This is a genomic window from Rhizobium sp. K33 (genome assembly GCF_056501445.1).
Genome location: NZ_CP096478.1, coordinates 3,069,115 through 3,084,776 on the forward strand (window position 1 = coordinate 3,069,115; position 15,662 = coordinate 3,084,776).

13 protein-coding genes are annotated in these 15,662 nt (G+C 62.3%); 7 read left to right on the forward strand and 6 right to left on the reverse strand.

The window, feature by feature from the left end:
• Window position 1: 1 nt before the first annotated feature.
• Genes bchL through bchF form a run of 5 tightly spaced genes read right to left on the reverse strand, consistent with a single transcriptional unit; the run spans window position 2 to window position 8,078 of the window.
• Window positions 2-931, reverse strand: a complete 930-nt coding sequence (gene bchL / locus M1E12_RS15010; RefSeq protein ID WP_479562362.1) for a ferredoxin:protochlorophyllide reductase (ATP-dependent) iron-sulfur ATP-binding protein — start codon at window positions 929-931, stop codon at window positions 2-4.
• On the reverse strand, window positions 928-4,701 hold the full coding sequence (locus M1E12_RS15015) for a magnesium chelatase subunit H (protein ID WP_479562363.1): 3,774 nt from the start codon (window positions 4,699-4,701) through the stop codon (window positions 928-930). Before M1E12_RS15015 ends, bchL begins: the two co-directional genes overlap by 4 nt.
• Window positions 4,673-6,235 carry a ferredoxin:protochlorophyllide reductase (ATP-dependent) subunit B gene (bchB, locus tag M1E12_RS15020; protein WP_479562364.1) on the reverse strand — a complete coding sequence of 521 codons (1,563 nt, stop codon included), beginning with the start codon at window positions 6,233-6,235 and terminating at the stop codon, window positions 4,673-4,675. Before bchB ends, M1E12_RS15015 begins: the two co-directional genes overlap by 29 nt.
• Window positions 6,232-7,536, reverse strand: a complete 1,305-nt coding sequence (locus M1E12_RS15025; protein ID WP_479562365.1) for a ferredoxin:protochlorophyllide reductase (ATP-dependent) subunit N — start codon at window positions 7,534-7,536, stop codon at window positions 6,232-6,234. The genes bchB and M1E12_RS15025 overlap by 4 nt, the downstream gene beginning before the upstream one ends.
• Entirely contained in the window at window positions 7,533-8,078 is a 546-nt protein-coding gene (gene bchF / locus M1E12_RS15030) for a 2-vinyl bacteriochlorophyllide hydratase (protein ID WP_479562366.1), read from the reverse strand. Before bchF ends, M1E12_RS15025 begins: the two co-directional genes overlap by 4 nt.
• 287 nt (window positions 8,079-8,365) lie before the next feature.
• On the opposite strand from bchF, the gene M1E12_RS15035 reads away from it, so the two are divergent.
• From M1E12_RS15035 to M1E12_RS15060, 6 genes are read left to right on the forward strand one after another with little or no spacing between them, the layout of a single operon-like run.
• Window positions 8,366-9,238 carry a cobalamin B12-binding domain-containing protein gene (locus tag M1E12_RS15035; protein ID WP_479562367.1) on the forward strand — a complete coding sequence of 291 codons (873 nt, stop codon included), beginning with the start codon at window positions 8,366-8,368 and terminating at the stop codon, window positions 9,236-9,238.
• Window positions 9,235-10,686 (forward strand): transcriptional regulator PpsR, encoded by a 1,452-nt coding sequence (gene ppsR / locus M1E12_RS15040; RefSeq protein WP_479562368.1) that lies wholly within the window; start codon window positions 9,235-9,237, stop codon window positions 10,684-10,686. The genes M1E12_RS15035 and ppsR overlap by 4 nt, the downstream gene beginning before the upstream one ends.
• 60 nt (window positions 10,687-10,746) lie before the next feature.
• Window positions 10,747-11,670, forward strand: coding sequence for a chlorophyll synthase ChlG (chlG, locus tag M1E12_RS15045; RefSeq protein WP_479562369.1), 924 nt, complete (start codon window positions 10,747-10,749; stop codon window positions 11,668-11,670).
• Between the two features lie 12 nt (window positions 11,671-11,682).
• Window positions 11,683-13,047: a BCD family MFS transporter gene (locus tag M1E12_RS15050; RefSeq protein WP_479562370.1), complete on the forward strand. Its 1,365-nt coding sequence runs from the start codon at window positions 11,683-11,685 to the stop codon at window positions 13,045-13,047.
• A 35-nt stretch (window positions 13,048-13,082) separates the two neighbouring features.
• On the forward strand, window positions 13,083-14,288 hold the full coding sequence (locus M1E12_RS15055) for a geranylgeranyl diphosphate reductase (protein ID WP_479562371.1): 1,206 nt from the start codon (window positions 13,083-13,085) through the stop codon (window positions 14,286-14,288).
• Window positions 14,285-14,587: a hypothetical protein gene (locus M1E12_RS15060; RefSeq protein ID WP_479562372.1), complete on the forward strand. Its 303-nt coding sequence runs from the start codon at window positions 14,285-14,287 to the stop codon at window positions 14,585-14,587. The genes M1E12_RS15055 and M1E12_RS15060 overlap by 4 nt, the downstream gene beginning before the upstream one ends.
• On the opposite strand, the gene M1E12_RS15065 is transcribed toward M1E12_RS15060, so the two are convergent.
• Entirely contained in the window at window positions 14,554-15,000 is a 447-nt protein-coding gene (locus M1E12_RS15065) for a TspO/MBR family protein (protein ID WP_479562373.1), read from the reverse strand. The genes M1E12_RS15060 and M1E12_RS15065 overlap by 34 nt on opposite strands.
• A 167-nt stretch (window positions 15,001-15,167) precedes the next feature.
• On the opposite strand from M1E12_RS15065, the gene M1E12_RS15070 reads away from it, so the two are divergent.
• Window positions 15,168-15,554: a c-type cytochrome gene (locus tag M1E12_RS15070; RefSeq protein WP_479562374.1), complete on the forward strand. Its 387-nt coding sequence runs from the start codon at window positions 15,168-15,170 to the stop codon at window positions 15,552-15,554.
• Window positions 15,555-15,662: the final 108 nt, after the last annotated feature.

Below are 15,662 nucleotides of genomic sequence, written 5' to 3' on the forward strand. Positions count from 1 at the left end.
CTCACTCGAAGCCGAGAAATTCGAAGATTTCCCGGTCTTTCATCGGTTCGGCTTCGAGCGCCGGCGTGCCCGCCCAGAGGCACTCGGCAAGCTGCATGTATTCCTTCTGGATGCCCAGTATCTCCGGGCTGTCACCCATCTCGAACAGCGTGCTCTTCTTCAGGCGGCTGAGCCGCACATGGTCACTATCCGGCACATGGGCGAGGCGCTTGAGGCCGATCGCCTCATTGTAGCGGTCGATCTGGTCCGTCTCGCGCGAGCGGTTGGCAATCACGCCGCCAAGCCTGACGTCGTAGTTCTTCGACTTCGCCTTGATGGCGGCAACGATCCGGTTCATCGCGAAGATGGAATCGAAGTCATTGGCAGCGACGATGACTGCACGCTCGGCATGTTGCAGCGGCGAGGCAAAGCCACCGCAGACCACATCGCCCAGTACGTCGAAGATCACCACATCGGTGTCGTCGAGCAGGTGATGCTCCTTCAAGAGCTTCACCGTCTGGCCGACGACATAACCACCGCAACCGGTACCGGCCGGCGGACCACCCGCCTCGATGCACTGCACGCCGTTGTATCCCTCGACCATATAGTCTTCCGGGCGAAGTTCCTCGGAATGGAAATCGACCTTTTCCAAGACGTCGATGACGGTCGGGATCAGGCTCTTGGTCAGCGTGAAGGTGGAATCATGCTTTGGATCGCAGCCGATCTGCAGCACGCGCTTGCCGAGCATGGAGAATGCGACCGAGAGGTTCGACGACGTCGTCGATTTGCCGATCCCGCCCTTGCCATAGATGGCGAAGACCTTGGCGCCGTCGATTTCCATGGTCGGGTCGAGATGCACCTGCACGCTGCCCTCGCCATCGGCCCTCTCCCGGAGCTTTTCGGCGATGCGCGCCTCGCGTTCGGCGATCTTACCATGGGTGTAGATGTTCATTGGGCAGCCTCCCTGACCAGCCCCTCGAGACGGTCTTCCAATTCTTCCCCGGCCTGTTTCAGGGCGGCCAGCGTGTCTGCATCCGGCTGCCAGTAATTGCGCTCATGCGCCTCGATCAGCCGGTTGGCGACCCGTGCGGTGGCAGCCGGATTGAGCGTCGCGAGCCGCTGGCGCATGGCGTCATCGAGCACGAAGGTTTCGGTGATCTGCTGATAGACCCAGGGATCAACGCCGCCGGTCGTTGCCGACCAGCCGAGCGTGTTGGTGACCTGCGCCTCGATATGGCGCACGCCCTCATAGCCATGCTTCAGCATGCCTTCGAACCATTTCGGGTTCAGCGTGCGGGTGCGGGTTTCGAGCGCCACCTGTTCGCCCAGCGTGCGCACACGCCCCTCGCCCTGCGTCTGGTCGGAAATGAAGACCGGCAGCGTCCCGCCGCCCTTGGCTTTCGAGACCGCCTTGGTCAGGCCGCCGAGCGTGTCGAAGTAATGCTCAATCGTGGTGATGCCGATCTCGACCGAATCGAGGTTCTGATAGGCCATGTCGACATGTTCGAGCATGCTGTCGAGCACATCGGCCTGATGGCTCGTCTTGCCCTTGTGGTTGATCGCGAAGCTCTTGCGATTGCTGTAGGTCTGCGCAATTTCGGCGTCATCGTCCCAGGCAGAGGACGAGATCAGCATGTTGACGTTCGCGCCATAGGCACCGTCGGCATTGGAAAAGACCCGGTAGGCGGCAGCCTCAAGGTCGCAGCCATGGCTCTCGCAATAGGAAAGCGCATGCTTACGGATGAAGTTCATTTCGACCGGCTCGTCCGCCGTCGCAGCCAGATAACTGGCTTCCGCCAGCATGCTCGCCTGGATCGGCAGAAGATCGCGGAAGATGCCCGACAGCGTCATGACCGCATCGATGCGCGGACGCTTCAGCTCCTCGAGCGGGATCAGCACGGCACCGCAGACGCGGTTATAGGCATCGAGCCTTGGCCTTGCCCCCATCAGCGCCATGGCCTGGGCAAGCGGCGCCCCGCCGGTCTTCAAGTTGTCCGTGCCCCAGAGCACGACGGCGACCGTTTCCGGCAGGCGACCATCAGCCTGCATGTAGCGCTCCAGCACCCGTGCCGCCTGGCGCTCGCCATCCTGAACGGCAAAAGCGCTCGGGATACCGAAGGGATCGAAGCCGTGAATGTTGCGGCCGGTGGGCAGAAGTTCGGGTGTGCGCAGCAGGTCACCCGACGGCGACGGCGGCACGTAGCGCGCATCAAGCGCCAGCACGAGACCATCGAGTTCGCGATTGCTGACAAGCTCGCTGTTCATCGCCTTCAGGCGCGCGATGCTCTCCTTCAGGTCCGGCGAACCGGCCTTTTCCGCCTGCGCGACGGCGAGATCATCGCCATCGGCAATCGCAAGAACCAGTGCCTGCCGATCGGCATGGCTGACAACGGCGGGCATGCCGGCGCCGACATGCTCCAGCATGTCGAGCCGCTCGTCGCGCTGCAGGCCGCGACCGGCAACATGCAGACCATGCGGGATCAGCGCATATTCAAGCTCGGTCATTTCAGCCACCAGCGACTGGATGATCTCGGCCTGGGTTTGGGCCAGACTGTCGCGACCAAGCTCAAGCTGCGCCGCCTGCACCTGGATCAACTCGAACAGGCGTTCGCGCTCGACAAGCGCATCAGGTGCTGCCTGCCGGTAACGGTCGAGGCTCGCCTTCAGTTCGCTCAGGCCCTTGTAGAGCCCGGCATGGGTGATCGGCGGCGTGAGATAGGAGATCAGTGTCGCGGCCGACCGGCGCTTGGCAATTGATCCTTCGGACGGGTTGTTCGCCGCGTAGAGATAGAAATTCGGCAGAGCGCCGAGAAGACGATCCGGCCAGCAGCTTTCCGACAGGCCGACCTGCTTGCCAGGCATGAATTCGAGCGCGCCATGCGTGCCGAAATGCAGAACGGCATCGGCTTTCCAGGTTTCGCGCAGATAACGGTAGAAGGTCGCGAAGGCGTGGTTCGGGGCAAAGCCGCCCTCGAAGAGAAGCCGCATCGGATCGCCCTCATAGCCGAAGGGCGGCTGGATCGCGACGAGCAGCTTGCCGAACTGGCGACCAAGAACGAAGAGGCCACGGCCATTGCTCAGCACCCGGCCAGGCGCCGGTCCCCACTGCGCTTCGATGTCGGCGAGATGCCGCTCGCCACGCACGTGGTCATCGACAGAAACCACCGTATGCACATTGGCCTCGGCACCATAAAGCGCGGCATTGCCTTCGAGGATCGCAAGCCTGAGCGCCTCGGCATCCTCGGGCACGTCGACATCGTAACCCTCGGCTTTCAGCCGCGTCATCGTCTCGAACAGGCTTTCGAAAACCGAGAGGAAAGCGGCGGTGCCGATGCTGCCGCTGTTCGGCGGGAAGTTGAAGATCGTGACCGCAAGGCGGCGTTCGGCGCGGGCTGCACGGCGCAGATCCACCATCGCCGCCAGCCGGTCGGCGAGCAGCGTCACGCGCTCCTCGTCCGGCTGCATGCAGGCGCGACCCGAGGGGCAGGCATCGAGCTGGCGCGAGCAGATGCAGGCCTTGGCCTTGATGGCACCATCGGAGCGTCCGCCGAAGACCATGGAGCCGATCGCACCATCGAGTTCCGGGATCGCGACCATCAGCGTGGTTTCGATCGGCGTCAGGCCCTGGCCCGACTGCGCCCAGGCCTCGCGCGTCTGGAATTCGGTGACGAAGGCCGAGAAATAGGGAACGTCGAGCGTCTGCAACAGAGCCGCCGCTGCGCTCGCATCGCTATAGGCCGGGCCTCCGACAAGCGAGAAGCCGGTGAGCGAGCAGAGCGCATCGATCTTAACGCCGGTTGCGCCGCCCATCATGTGGCGCTCGATTGCACCGCGCATGTCGAGACCGCTGCAGAAGACCGGGACGACGTTGAAGCCGCGGGTTTCCAGCTCGCGGATGACCCGGTCGTAGTGGCCGGTATCGCCGGAGAGGATATAGGTCCGCATCAGGAGCAGGCCGATGGTCCCACGGGCGCCAGGCTTGAACGGCAGGGCCGAAAGCTGCGTTGCCACCCTTGGCTTCAGGCGCGGATGATAGAGACCCATGTCGGGATATTCGACGGGATCGCCCACGGTCACCCGGCCCTGAAGCCCCTTGCGCTCCCCCCGGGCATATTTGCCGACCAGCAGGCGCACCATGTTGGCGATGTTTTCGTCCGAGGCGGCGATCCGATATTGCAGCGTCAGGAAATAGTTGCGCACATCCTGCGCGGTGCCGGGGATGAAACGAAGGAGCTGCGGCAGGCGGCGCAGCATCGCGAGCTGACGCTCGCCGGCGGTGCGGCCACTATCCTTGCCGCCACGCGAGCTTTTGCCGCGCAGCTTCTTCAGAAGAGCCAGCGGGCCCTTCTGCTCTTCGCTCATCTTGAAACGACCCATGGTCGTGTATTTCATGACCGTGCCGGCCGACATGCAGCAGACCATGGCATCACACTCGCGATGCCGCGATTCGAGCACGTCTGCGATGGCGCGCACATGCTCTTCGACGAAGATCATCGAAACGATGATGATGTCGCCGGCAAGGATGGCCGCACGGCAGGCTTCGAGGCTGGCTGGATTGTCGTTCCAGTCGGTCGCGGCATGGACAGAAAGCGTCAGACCGGGCAGGTCCTGGGCGAGGCTGCGGCGCGCATCATCGACGGCTGCGACAATGTGATTGTCGAGCGTCACGAACACCACCCGGACCGGGGTGCTGTCAGCGGGCGAAATGGGCTTTCGCGTCATACAGCGTCTCCACGGTGATCGGGCGGATACCCTTGCGGGCGGCGAAAAGTTCGGTGTTGCGGCGGGCCTTACCGCGCACGAAGAAGGGCACTTTCTTCAACTCGCGCTCGGCTTCCAGCGTCCAGACAGCCTCTGCAGAGGGCGCCTCGGCCATGACAAGCGTCTCGCCATCGGTCTTGTCATCCGCAGCCACCGGCTTTGCCGAGGGCGCATGGGCATGCAGATGCGAGGCCTGCGCCTGATCGTTGAATTCGAAATCGTCCCGGAACATCTGCAGGAGATGCTCCTCAAGACCCATCATCAGCGGGTGGACCCAGCTGTCGAAGATGACATTCGCACCCTCAAAGCCCATCTGCGGGGAGTAGCGGGCCGGGAAATCCTGGACATGGACGGGCGCCGAAATGACGGCGCAGGGAACGCGCAGCCGCTTGGCGATGTGCCGCTCCATCTGCGTTCCAAGAACCAGCTCCGGACGGGCATCGACGATCGCCTGCTCGACATCGAGATGGTCGTCGGTGACCAGGGCCTCGATGCCGAATTCTTCAGCGGCCTCGCGCACTTCACGGGCGAACTCGCGCATATAGGTGCCAAGGCCGCAGACCTTAAAGCCCAGTTCCCGGGCGGCGATGCGGGCAGCGGCAATGGCGTGGGTCGCGTCTCCGAAGACGAAGACACGCTTGTTGGTGAGGTAATTGCTGTCGACCGAGCGCGCGCACCAGGTAGCGCGATCCTCCGCCTCTCCGACTGGCTCGTCATTCGAAAGGCCTGCCAGTGCGCGCACTTCCGCGAGGAAGGTCCGTGTCGCACCAATCCCGATCGGTACGGTCGAGACGAAAGGCATGCCGAACTGCTTTTTCAGGTAGCGTGCAGCGCTCTCGCCGATCTCGGAATAGAGCACGATGTTGAAGGCAGCCTCCGGCAAACGCGCGAGATCGTCGACCGTTGCCCCGAGCGGCGCCACGACCCGGACATCGATGCCGTTTGCGGTAAGCAGCCGGCAGATTTCCGTCACGTCGTCGCGGTTGCGGAAACCGAGGGCGGAAGGACCGAGGATGTTGCAGCTGTTCAGGGCGACCTGCGCCGGACGTTCGCGCCCGGCGGTGAAGCCACGGACGAGCCGATAGAAGGTCTCGGCTGCACCCCAGTGCTCCTTCTTTTGGTAGGAAGGCAGCTCCAGAGGCACAACGGGGACCCGTACATCAAGCGTCCGCGCCAGACCCGCCGGATCGTCCTGCAGCAGTTCAGCTGTGCAGGAAGCGCCGACCAGAAGCGCATCCGGCTGGAAACGCTCGATGGCATCGCGGCAGGCGGTCTTGAACACATCGGCCGTCGAACCGGCGAGGTCACGTGCCTGGAAGGTCGTGTAGGTGACCGGCGGACGCGAGGGGCGCCGCTCGATCATGGTGAAGAGCAGGTCGGCATAGGTGTCGCCCTGCGGTGCATGCAGCACATAATGCACGCCCTTCATTGATGCGGCGATCCGCATGGCACCCACATGCGGCGGTCCTTCATAGGTCCACATGGTGAGTTTCATGATGCGGCCCTCCGGCTGCCGGAGCGGTCGCCCGCGATCATTGCCTTGCGCGTCAGCGGACGGGCAAAGAGTTCGGCAAGATCGCCGGCCTGCTCATAGCCCTGGATCGGCGTGAAGGCGAATTCGATCGACCACTTGGTGACGATGCCTTCCGCCTCGAAGGGATTGGCAAGCCCCATGCCGCAGACGACGAGATCGGGCTTGGCCGCACGACAGCGGTCGATCTGGATTTCGACATCCTGACCTTCCGAGATCGAGACGCCCGGTGGCAGCATGGCGAGCTCGCCGGCGACGTGTTCGCGGTGCAGATAGGGGCTGCCGACTTCGATGATCTCGGCATCGAGTTCGCGGCTGAGATAGCGGGCGAGCGATGGCTCCATCTGGCTGTCGGGGAAAAGGAAGATCCGCTTGCCTTCAAGCATGGGCCGATAATGGGCGGTTGCCTCGCGGGCGCGCCGGCGCGGCGCCTCGGTCAAGGTGGCAAACCGGGCCGGAGAAACGCCAAACGTGTCGGCAATTGCCTTCAGCCAGGCGGTCGTGCCTTCTTCGCCAAGCGGGAAGAGCGCATTGATGCGGGCGGCACCCAAGCTTTCCAGCGCGGCCGCCGTGGCGCCCAGATAGGGCTGGGCCAGGATGAAGCGCGTGTTCGGACCGATCTTCGGCAGACGCTCGCTGCTGCGTCCGGGCAGGAAGACGACATCCTCGAGGCCCATCTCGTCTAACAAGCGAGCAAACTGGTCTTCGACCACATCGGCGATGGAGCCGGCAACGACGAGCTTGGCGACCTTGTCGCTCGCCCCATGGGTCGATTGATCGCGCACAAGGGCCGCCAGGAAATTGTCCTCGCCTTGGGTAAAGGTCGTTTCGATCCCGCTGCCGGAATAGCAGAGCACCCGTGGTCTGGAGCCATATTTGCGGTCGAGCCGTTCGGCGGCACGGTTAAGATCGAATTTGATGACCTCGGACGGACAGGAGCCCACCAGCACCAGCATCCGGATGTCAGGGCGACGTTCGAGCAGACGGGCGACTTCACGGTCGAGCTCGTCATGCATGTCGACCATGCCGGCAAGATCACGCTCCTCCATGATCGCTGTGGCAAAACGCGGCTCGGAGAAGATCATCACGCCGGCGGCAGACTGGATGAGATGCGCGCAGGTGCGCGAACCGACCACCAGGAAAAAGGCATCCTGCACCTTGCGATGCAGCCAGATGATCGAGGTCAAGCCACAGAAGACCTCGTGCTGGCCACGCTGGCGAATGGTGGCTGATGGTGTATCGCAGGAGACGAGCGGCTGGTTCATGACGCGCTCCCCGAAAGCGAGGATGCACTACCAAGCGTCGGGGACGATCCCGCTCTTGCAGCCTGGTCGAGACGGGCCAGACGCAGCTTCCAGAGAAACTGTCCGGCATTGATGACATAGGTGACATAGGCAGCGAGCGCGAGCGCCATCAGCGAACCGGGATCGAGCGCGCCGGTGAAGAGAGCCACGAGATAGGAGGTGTGCAGCGCCAGTACCAGGATCGAGAAGACGTCTTCCCAGAAGAACGGGCGGGCGAACAGATAGCGGCCGAAGACCACCTTTTCCCAGATCGAGCCGGTGATCATGATCGCGTAGAGCGTCAGCGTCTTGATGACGATCGAGACCTGGGCAGCGACGAGCCCTTCTCCGGTGACGAGGAAGCGCAGGATGAGGCCGAGGCTGACGAGAAAGACCAGGAATTGTACGGGAGCGAGGATACCCTGCACCAGCGTCCACACACTCTCGTCGCGCCTGCGACGTTCCTCCGCAGTGTAGAGGGCGCGGCCTGATGCCGATGGTTTGGATATGCGCATGGCAGTCATCCCTTCTCCCATCCCCTCCCCAGGCTGATCGGGATTAAGGCAAAGACTACGCCTCGAACAATCAAAGTGTCAACTTAGATTGACGTATATTTTGATTTACAGAAATGAATTCTGGGTTCATTCTCCCCTGGCTCGTCCGACGGACCAAGATGTCTCCGCCCGACGCCGCATTGGGTCGTTTTCGCGGACGGGGGGCACGGCGCGAGATGATGGACGGATCCGTTCACGGTAGAAATGACAGGCCGAATGGTACCAATCCTTCGAGCAATGAAGGCCTAAAGCCATTCATGAAGCTTGCCGCAGCAGCCAAGAGAGCATACCTAACCGAAAGCGACGGAGAAAAACTCCGGCGCCTGATCGAGGGAACGGTGGCTTCCATGACCGCCGATAAGCTGTCGACGCGTTACGACCGGGGTTTGGAGCACGATCGTCTGTATCAGAAGGCGCTCGACGAATTTCGTTTTCTGATCCTCAACCCGCGGACCCGTCTGGCGTCGTTGCGCGCTTTCCTGGACCATGAATTGCCCCAGGGCCGCCCGTACTACGTCAAGGTGCTTTTCCTCGAGACCATCGCCCGACAACTGGGTCAGCAATGGGTTTCCGACGACTGTGACTTCGTCGATGTGACGATCGGATCCGCACGCCTGCAGGAATTGGCGACTTCGATGTCCTTCGACCTGCGCAACAACGCACCCGACCGCGACGCGCCGACGGCGCTCATCCTGACTCCGCCCGGCGAGCAGCACACCTTGATGCCCCACCTGATCGGGCTGCTCTTCGAAAGCCTGGGTTGGGCGAGCCGTGTCGTCGATCCGGCAACGATCAAGACGCCCGTTTTCGTTCAAGCCGTGGAGAGCGCCGACATCGCTTGTATCGGCTGGAGCAACATTCGCCTCGCTGCCGAGTTCAAGTCACTCGTGCAGGAGCTTCGCCGATTGCGCGGCGAGGCCCGCCTGCCCCTTCTGGTGGGTGGTGTTGCCGCGCTGGATTCCGTTGATTTTCTTGTAGGTTTGGGGATTGACTGCATCTGTGACAGCGTTTACTCCGCCGTCAGGATCTGCGAAAGTTACTATGAATTAGAAAGAATCAGCCGCCAGGCTCGCGCCGCAGGCCGAACGGCAGTGGTTACACCCAGCGGAATCGATTGGCTCACTCCATGAAGCCACTGAACGGTCATAGCGGAACGGATGGCTTTACAGTCGCAGGCAGCGTGCTGAAGTCTCTCGATCTGGATTCGATCGGTTCTCTCGTGGGCCTGGGCGCAGATGTGGTGATGCTCGTCGACCGCGCTTCGATCGTGTCCCAGATCTACTTTTCCAACAGCGATCTCGCCGATTACGGCCTTGCGAAAACCGTTGGCAAGCGGCTGCAGGACTGCGTGACGGTCGAGTCGGTCCCCAAGATCGACACCATGCTGGCTACAGGCACGGGAACCCATCCGGTGCGTGGATACCAGGTGAACCACAAATGCAGCGGCAAGCCGGACCTGCCGGTTGCCTATTCCGCCTATAGCGCGAAGGATTTCCCCTACACCATCGTCGTCGGCCGCGAGTTGCGGCAGCAAATGATCGACCAGCAGCGCCTGGTCCAGACGCAGATGGAGCTGGAAGCCGACTATCGGGAACTGAAGGAAGCCGAAACCCGGTACCGCACTGCCTTCAAAGTCGCCACGGTAGCCTATGTCATGCTCGACGGCGAACGGCGCACCATTCTGGACGCCAACCCGGCAGCCAGCACGCTTTTGTCCTCGACCGGGGCGCCTCTTTCCGGCAAGTCGATCCGCGATCTCTTCGCCAAGCAAGATCGTGACCGCGTGGGTGACGCGATCAGCGAGGCGCGCCATAGCCCCAATCCGGTGAACCTGGACGGCGTCACGATCGCCAAGGGCGAGCCGGTGTCTCTGACGATCCGGTCCTACCGCGAAAACGGCATCACCAATGTTCTGCTGTCGCTTTGGCCGGCTGATCAGATCCATGAGATCAACCGGCAGCGGATCGAAAAGCCCATCGGTGGCGCTACCCTGGAGATCACCGATCTTCCAGAAGCGATCGTGCAGACGGATGGGGAAGGCCAGATCCTCGCGGCCAACACGCTCTTTCTCGATCTGATCCACGCCCCCTCGCTGACGCAGGTGCTGGGACGCAATATCGGCGCCTGGTTCAGCAGTGCGGCCATCGACATCAGGGTTCTCTATGCCCGCCTGATGGACGAACCCTATATCCGCGGCTTCAGCTCAACCCTTACGGACAATCTCTCCGGCGAGAGTGCCGTCAGCATTTCCGCACGGCTCAATTCGTCCAACAACACGATCCAGTTGATCGTCATCCCGCAGGCAACGGGCGGCGAGCGCCTGACGATCCCGTCGCCAGGGGTGCCGGAACAGGCTGAAGGCTTCTCGGCCCTTGTCGGCAAGGTCCCGCTGAAGGACCTCATTCGGGAATCGCTCGATGTGATCGAGAAAATCTGCATCGAGGCGGCTCTCGACCAGACCAACAACAACAGGGCCTATGCAGCCGAGATCCTCGGCCTGTCGCGTCAAAGCCTTTACATCAAGCTGCGTCGTCACGGGCTGGAGGACTATCGCCCGGGGAGCAGCCGGCCGGACTGAGCGACAGAGTGACTGTCAATTTTAGTTGACACCCTGCGGCCCCAGGCATAGCCTCCGGTCATGGCCCAGATCCCTTCACATGTTCCGGCAGCCTCTTATCCGTCCGCCGCGGCGGTCGTTCAGCTTTTGAAACCGATCACCTGGTTCCCACCGATGTGGGCCTATGCCTGCGGCGCCATCGCCTCGGGCGCCGGGCTTGGTGATCGCTGGCTTCCTGTCGCCCTCGGCGTTCTTCTCGCAGGCCCCCTGCTCTGTGGCACAAGTCAGGCGGTCAATGACTGGTTTGATCGCCATGTCGACGCGATCAACGAGCCGAACCGGGTCATTCCGTCAGGACGTATGCCCGGCCAGTGGGGGCTGGCGGTCGCCATCGTCATGTCCATTCTGTCCATGCTCGTGGCGGCCCTGCTCGGCCCCCTCGTATTTGCCGCCGCGTCCATCGGTCTGGCACTCGCCTGGGGTTACAGCGCGCCCCCGTTTCGCTTCAAGCAGAACGGCTGGATCGGCAATGGGGTGGTCGGGCTGAGCTATGAAACGCTGCCATGGATCACGGCCGCAACGGCAGCGCTTGGATCGGCTCCCAGTTCGCGCACCCTGCTGGTCGCCCTGTTCTACGGATTGGGCGCGCACGGGATCCTGACGCTGAATGACTTCAAGTCGATCAAGGGTGACCGGCAGATGGGTGTGCGCACGCTCCCGGTTCTGCACGGTGCGGGAAATGCCGCCCGCATCGCCTGCCTGATCATGGCAGCGTCGCAGATCGGGGTCATCGTTGTCCTGGCAGAGGCCGATCTCATCACCGGCGCCATCCTCGTCACCGCCGTGCTCGCCCTGCAAATCCTCTGCATGATCAGTTTTCTGCGAGATCCGGAAGGCAAGGCCGTCTGGTATTCGGCAATCGGGGTCGGCCTTTACGTGAGCGGCATGATGGCCGCAGCAGTCTCGATGGGCTCCCAGCTCGTCCCTTCAGTCGCGGCCGGATAGGAGGCAACGGCGATGCCCAACATGTCGATCAAAGGCGGAAACAGCGTCGCCGTCACGTCAGGCTTGAGCTGGTTGTCAATCGTTCGGCTGGGGCTCGTCCAGGCGGCCTTAGGGGCCATCGTCGTGCTCACAACCTCGACTTTGAACCGGGTGATGATCGTCGAACTAAGTCTTGCCGCCGTCATCCCCGGCCTGCTTGTCGGGCTGCATTACGGCGTCCAGATCACGAGACCGGTCTGGGGCCACAAGTCCGACACCGGCCGCTCACGAACGCAGTGGATCCTCGGCGGCCTTGCACTTCTGGCACTGGCAGGCACCGGCGCTGCAGCCACAACGCTGCTCTTCGAGCATTCCTTCCTTCTCGGCATCTTGGCCGCCATCATCGCCTATGCCCTGATCGGCATCGGGATTGGAGCATCGGGCACTTCACTGCTCGCACTGATCGCGATGAAGACAGCCGTCGAAAGACGCGCGGCCGCCGCCACCATCACCTGGATGCTGATGATCACCGGCATCATTGTCACCTCGATCATCGTCGGCGCACAGCTCGATCCCTATTCGCATGAGCGCCTGATCGCCGTGACCGCAGCAGCCGGGATCGTGGCGTTCGGTATCGGCCTCATCGGCGTGGCCGGCATGGAGGCCAAGCCATCGGTCGACCAGAAGGACGAGGACGCATCGACATCGAGCTTCCGGGAGAGCCTTCAAGACGTGCTGCAAGACCAGGAAGCACGCCTCTTCACCCTCTTCATCTTCGTCTCGATGCTGGCCTTCGCAACACAGGATCTGATCCTGGAACCCTATGCCGGCCTTCTTTTCGGCATGACGCCGGGAGAAACGACCAGCCTGTCCGGCACTCAGCATGCCGGCGTTCTCTTGGGCATGGTTCTCGTTGGCGTTTCGACCGCAATCTTTGGCAAGCGATACCCGGGCCTGCCCCGCAGCTTCATCGTCGGAGGCTGCTTCGGCTCGGCGCTCGCCCTTGCGGCGCTCGCCGTCTCGACGCAATCAGCACCGCTCTGGCCTCTCAAGGTCAACATCTTTCTGCTGGGTGCCGCCAATGGTGCCTTTGCTGTGGCTGCCGTCGGCACCATGATGATCCTTGCCGGAAAAGGGCACAAATCGAACTATGGGATGCGCATGGGGCTCTGGGGCGCAGCACAGGCCATCGCCTTCGGATTGGGTGGCGTGCTTGGAACCGTGGCGCTCGATATCGGGCGGTGGCTGACGGCAAGCGACGCTCTGGCCTTTGCTGCCGTGTTTGCGATCGAGGCGAGCCTCTTCCTGATTTCCGCTGTGGTCGCGACCCGTATTGGCCAGCACGTCGCGACACCGACAGCCACCCAGTCAAACGCAGCCATCATGCCCGGAGAATGAACCGCAACGCCGATCCATCCGGCAGGGAGACACGCATGCCGAAGATCTATGATGTCGCCGTTGTCGGCGGAGGGCCTTGCGGCGCCATGGCGGCAGAACAACTGGCGCAGAAGGGCCATTCGGTCGTCCTGGTCGATCCGGACAACAGGATAAAGCCTTGCGGGGGCGCCATTCCATCAAGGGCGCTTCAAGATTTTGCAATTCCCGAAAGCCAACTCGTCGCGCGGGCCAATGCCGCCCGCATCATTGCCCCCTCGGGCAAGACCGTCGAGATGGCCATCGGCGATATAGGCTATGTCGGAATGGTCGACCGAGCCCATTTCGATCCCTACCTGCGCAAGCGCGCCGAAGAGGCAGGCGCCGATCGACTGACCGCAAAGCTGGACGGCATGGAAGAGAGTGATGAGGGAACTCTCGATCTCACCGTCGTCCCGACCGATGGCGAGACGGAACAGGCGTCGATCGTGATCAGAGCACGCCGTGTCATTGGCGCAGACGGCGCAAATTCCGCTGTCAGACGGATGATGTTCCCCGCAGCCAAAAAGCCACCTTATGTCTTCGCCTATCATGAAATCGTCGAAAGCCCTCAAGATGCAGCGCCGGAAATCTTCAGGGCCGACCGCTGCGATGTGGTCTATGATGGTCGCATCTCGCCCGACTTCTATGGCTGGGTCTTCCCCCATGGGGGACAGACGAGCATCGGCACCGGCACGGCCGTCAAAGGTCACAACATCCGCGAAGCCACCAAAGCCCTGAAACGCGCAGCCGGTCTGCAGGACTGTCGTGTCATCCGCCGCGAGGGTGCACCCCTGCCGCTGAAACCGATGAAGCGCTGGGACAATGGCCGCAATATACTGCTCGCCGGCGATGCCGCGGGCACGGTGGCACCATCCTCGGGTGAAGGCATCTACTATGCCATGCTGTGTGGCCGCCTTTCGGCCGAAGCGGTTCACGCGTCTCTGCTGGCCGGCAACGGGCGAGCCCTGGCGCAGGCGCGACGAAGCTTCATGCAAGCGCATGGCCGGGTCTTCTTGATCCTGGGGATCATGCAGATGATCTGGTATCGCAACGACCGGCTTCGCGAGAAGTTTGTCGCCATGTGTGCCGACCCGGATGTTCAGCGACTGACATGGGAATCCTATCTGAACAAGAAGCTGGTGCGACGGGATCCGCTGGCGCACCTGCGCGTCTTCGCCAAGGATCTCGCCCAGCTCTTCGGCATCCCCGCGGGGCAGAGATGACGGCATGGCTGACGCAGATCTTCATTTCGGGCTGGATCAGTGTGGTTGCGGTTCTCGTGCTGTGGTCGGTGATCGCCGCCGTCGCCATGCGATCGCCTCGCCCCGACCTCGTGATCAAGACACTCGCGCCCAACGCCATTTCGGGAAGCTGTCTGCTCGCGGCCTTCGGACTGGCGATGCGGCAGGCACACGTTCTTTGGCTTGCAGCCCTGCTTGCCGCGTCGCTGATTGCTTTCCTCGTCGACTTGAGGATGAGGCTCGCCGATCAGGCGTCGGGATTGAGCCGCCGGACCGAATAGTTGAGCGCGGCCGCCGCGGTGACCCAGGCGAGATAGGGCACGAACAGGAGAGAGGCGAGCGGCACCAGGGACCATGCCGTCACGATGAAGAACGCCACGGAAAGCCAGAGGACGGAAACATCGACGAGCGCGATGTCCATGCGCCGCATCCCGAAAAAGAAGTAGGACCAGAGAGCATTCGTCACCATCTGAAGCGCCCAGAGTGCCATGGGCAGGGACCAGCCGCCATTCGTCCAGACAAGCCAGCCCGCATAGCCGATCATCACATAGAGGATCGTCCAGACCACGGGGAACGCCCATTTCGGCGGCGTCCAGCTGGGTTTGCGCAGCGTTTCATACCATTCGCCGGGCTTGAACATCGCCCCGCTAAAGGCGGCGGCGAGAACGATCACAAGAAAGACGGCTGCGGCCATGATCCGGCTCCGGGGTTGGTTTCGTATAGGAAGGTCGAAGCCAGCATTGCGGTTCCATGGAGCGCACCGCCTTGTGAGGCAGACCTTCCCCGGAATCGACCGGGCTGGTCGAACGTCATGCCAGCATTACATATCAATTTCATCCGCGATGCCATGGGAGGATACACATGTCGAGGATAATTGCAGCCGCATGCACCACCGCAGCACTCCTGCTGTCTTCTAACGCCTTCGCTCAGGAAGGGGACGCGGCGGCCGGCGAGACCGTCTTCAAGAAGTGCACCGCCTGTCACAACGTGGCCGACGCGAAACACAAGGTCGGCCCCTCGCTGCAGGGTGTGGTCGGTCGTCAGCCTGGCATCGCAGAAGGCTTCAAGTATTCCAAGGCCATGACGGACTTCGGCGCGGGCAAGGTCTGGGATGACGCTCAGCTGACGGCCTATCTCGCCAATCCCCGAGGTGTCGTCAAAGGCACGCGCATGGCCTTTGCCGGTTTGAAGGATCCGAAGGAAATTGCGGACGTCATCGCCTTCCTGAAGGCGCATCCTGCTCCTTGATGACTTCAAGTTCCGCCGGGCGAAGCACGCTCGGCGGATTTCCGCGGCAAAGTGTAAAAAAAAGTTTACATAGCGCCCGACTTCTCCGAATATGCAGTTATTGAACCA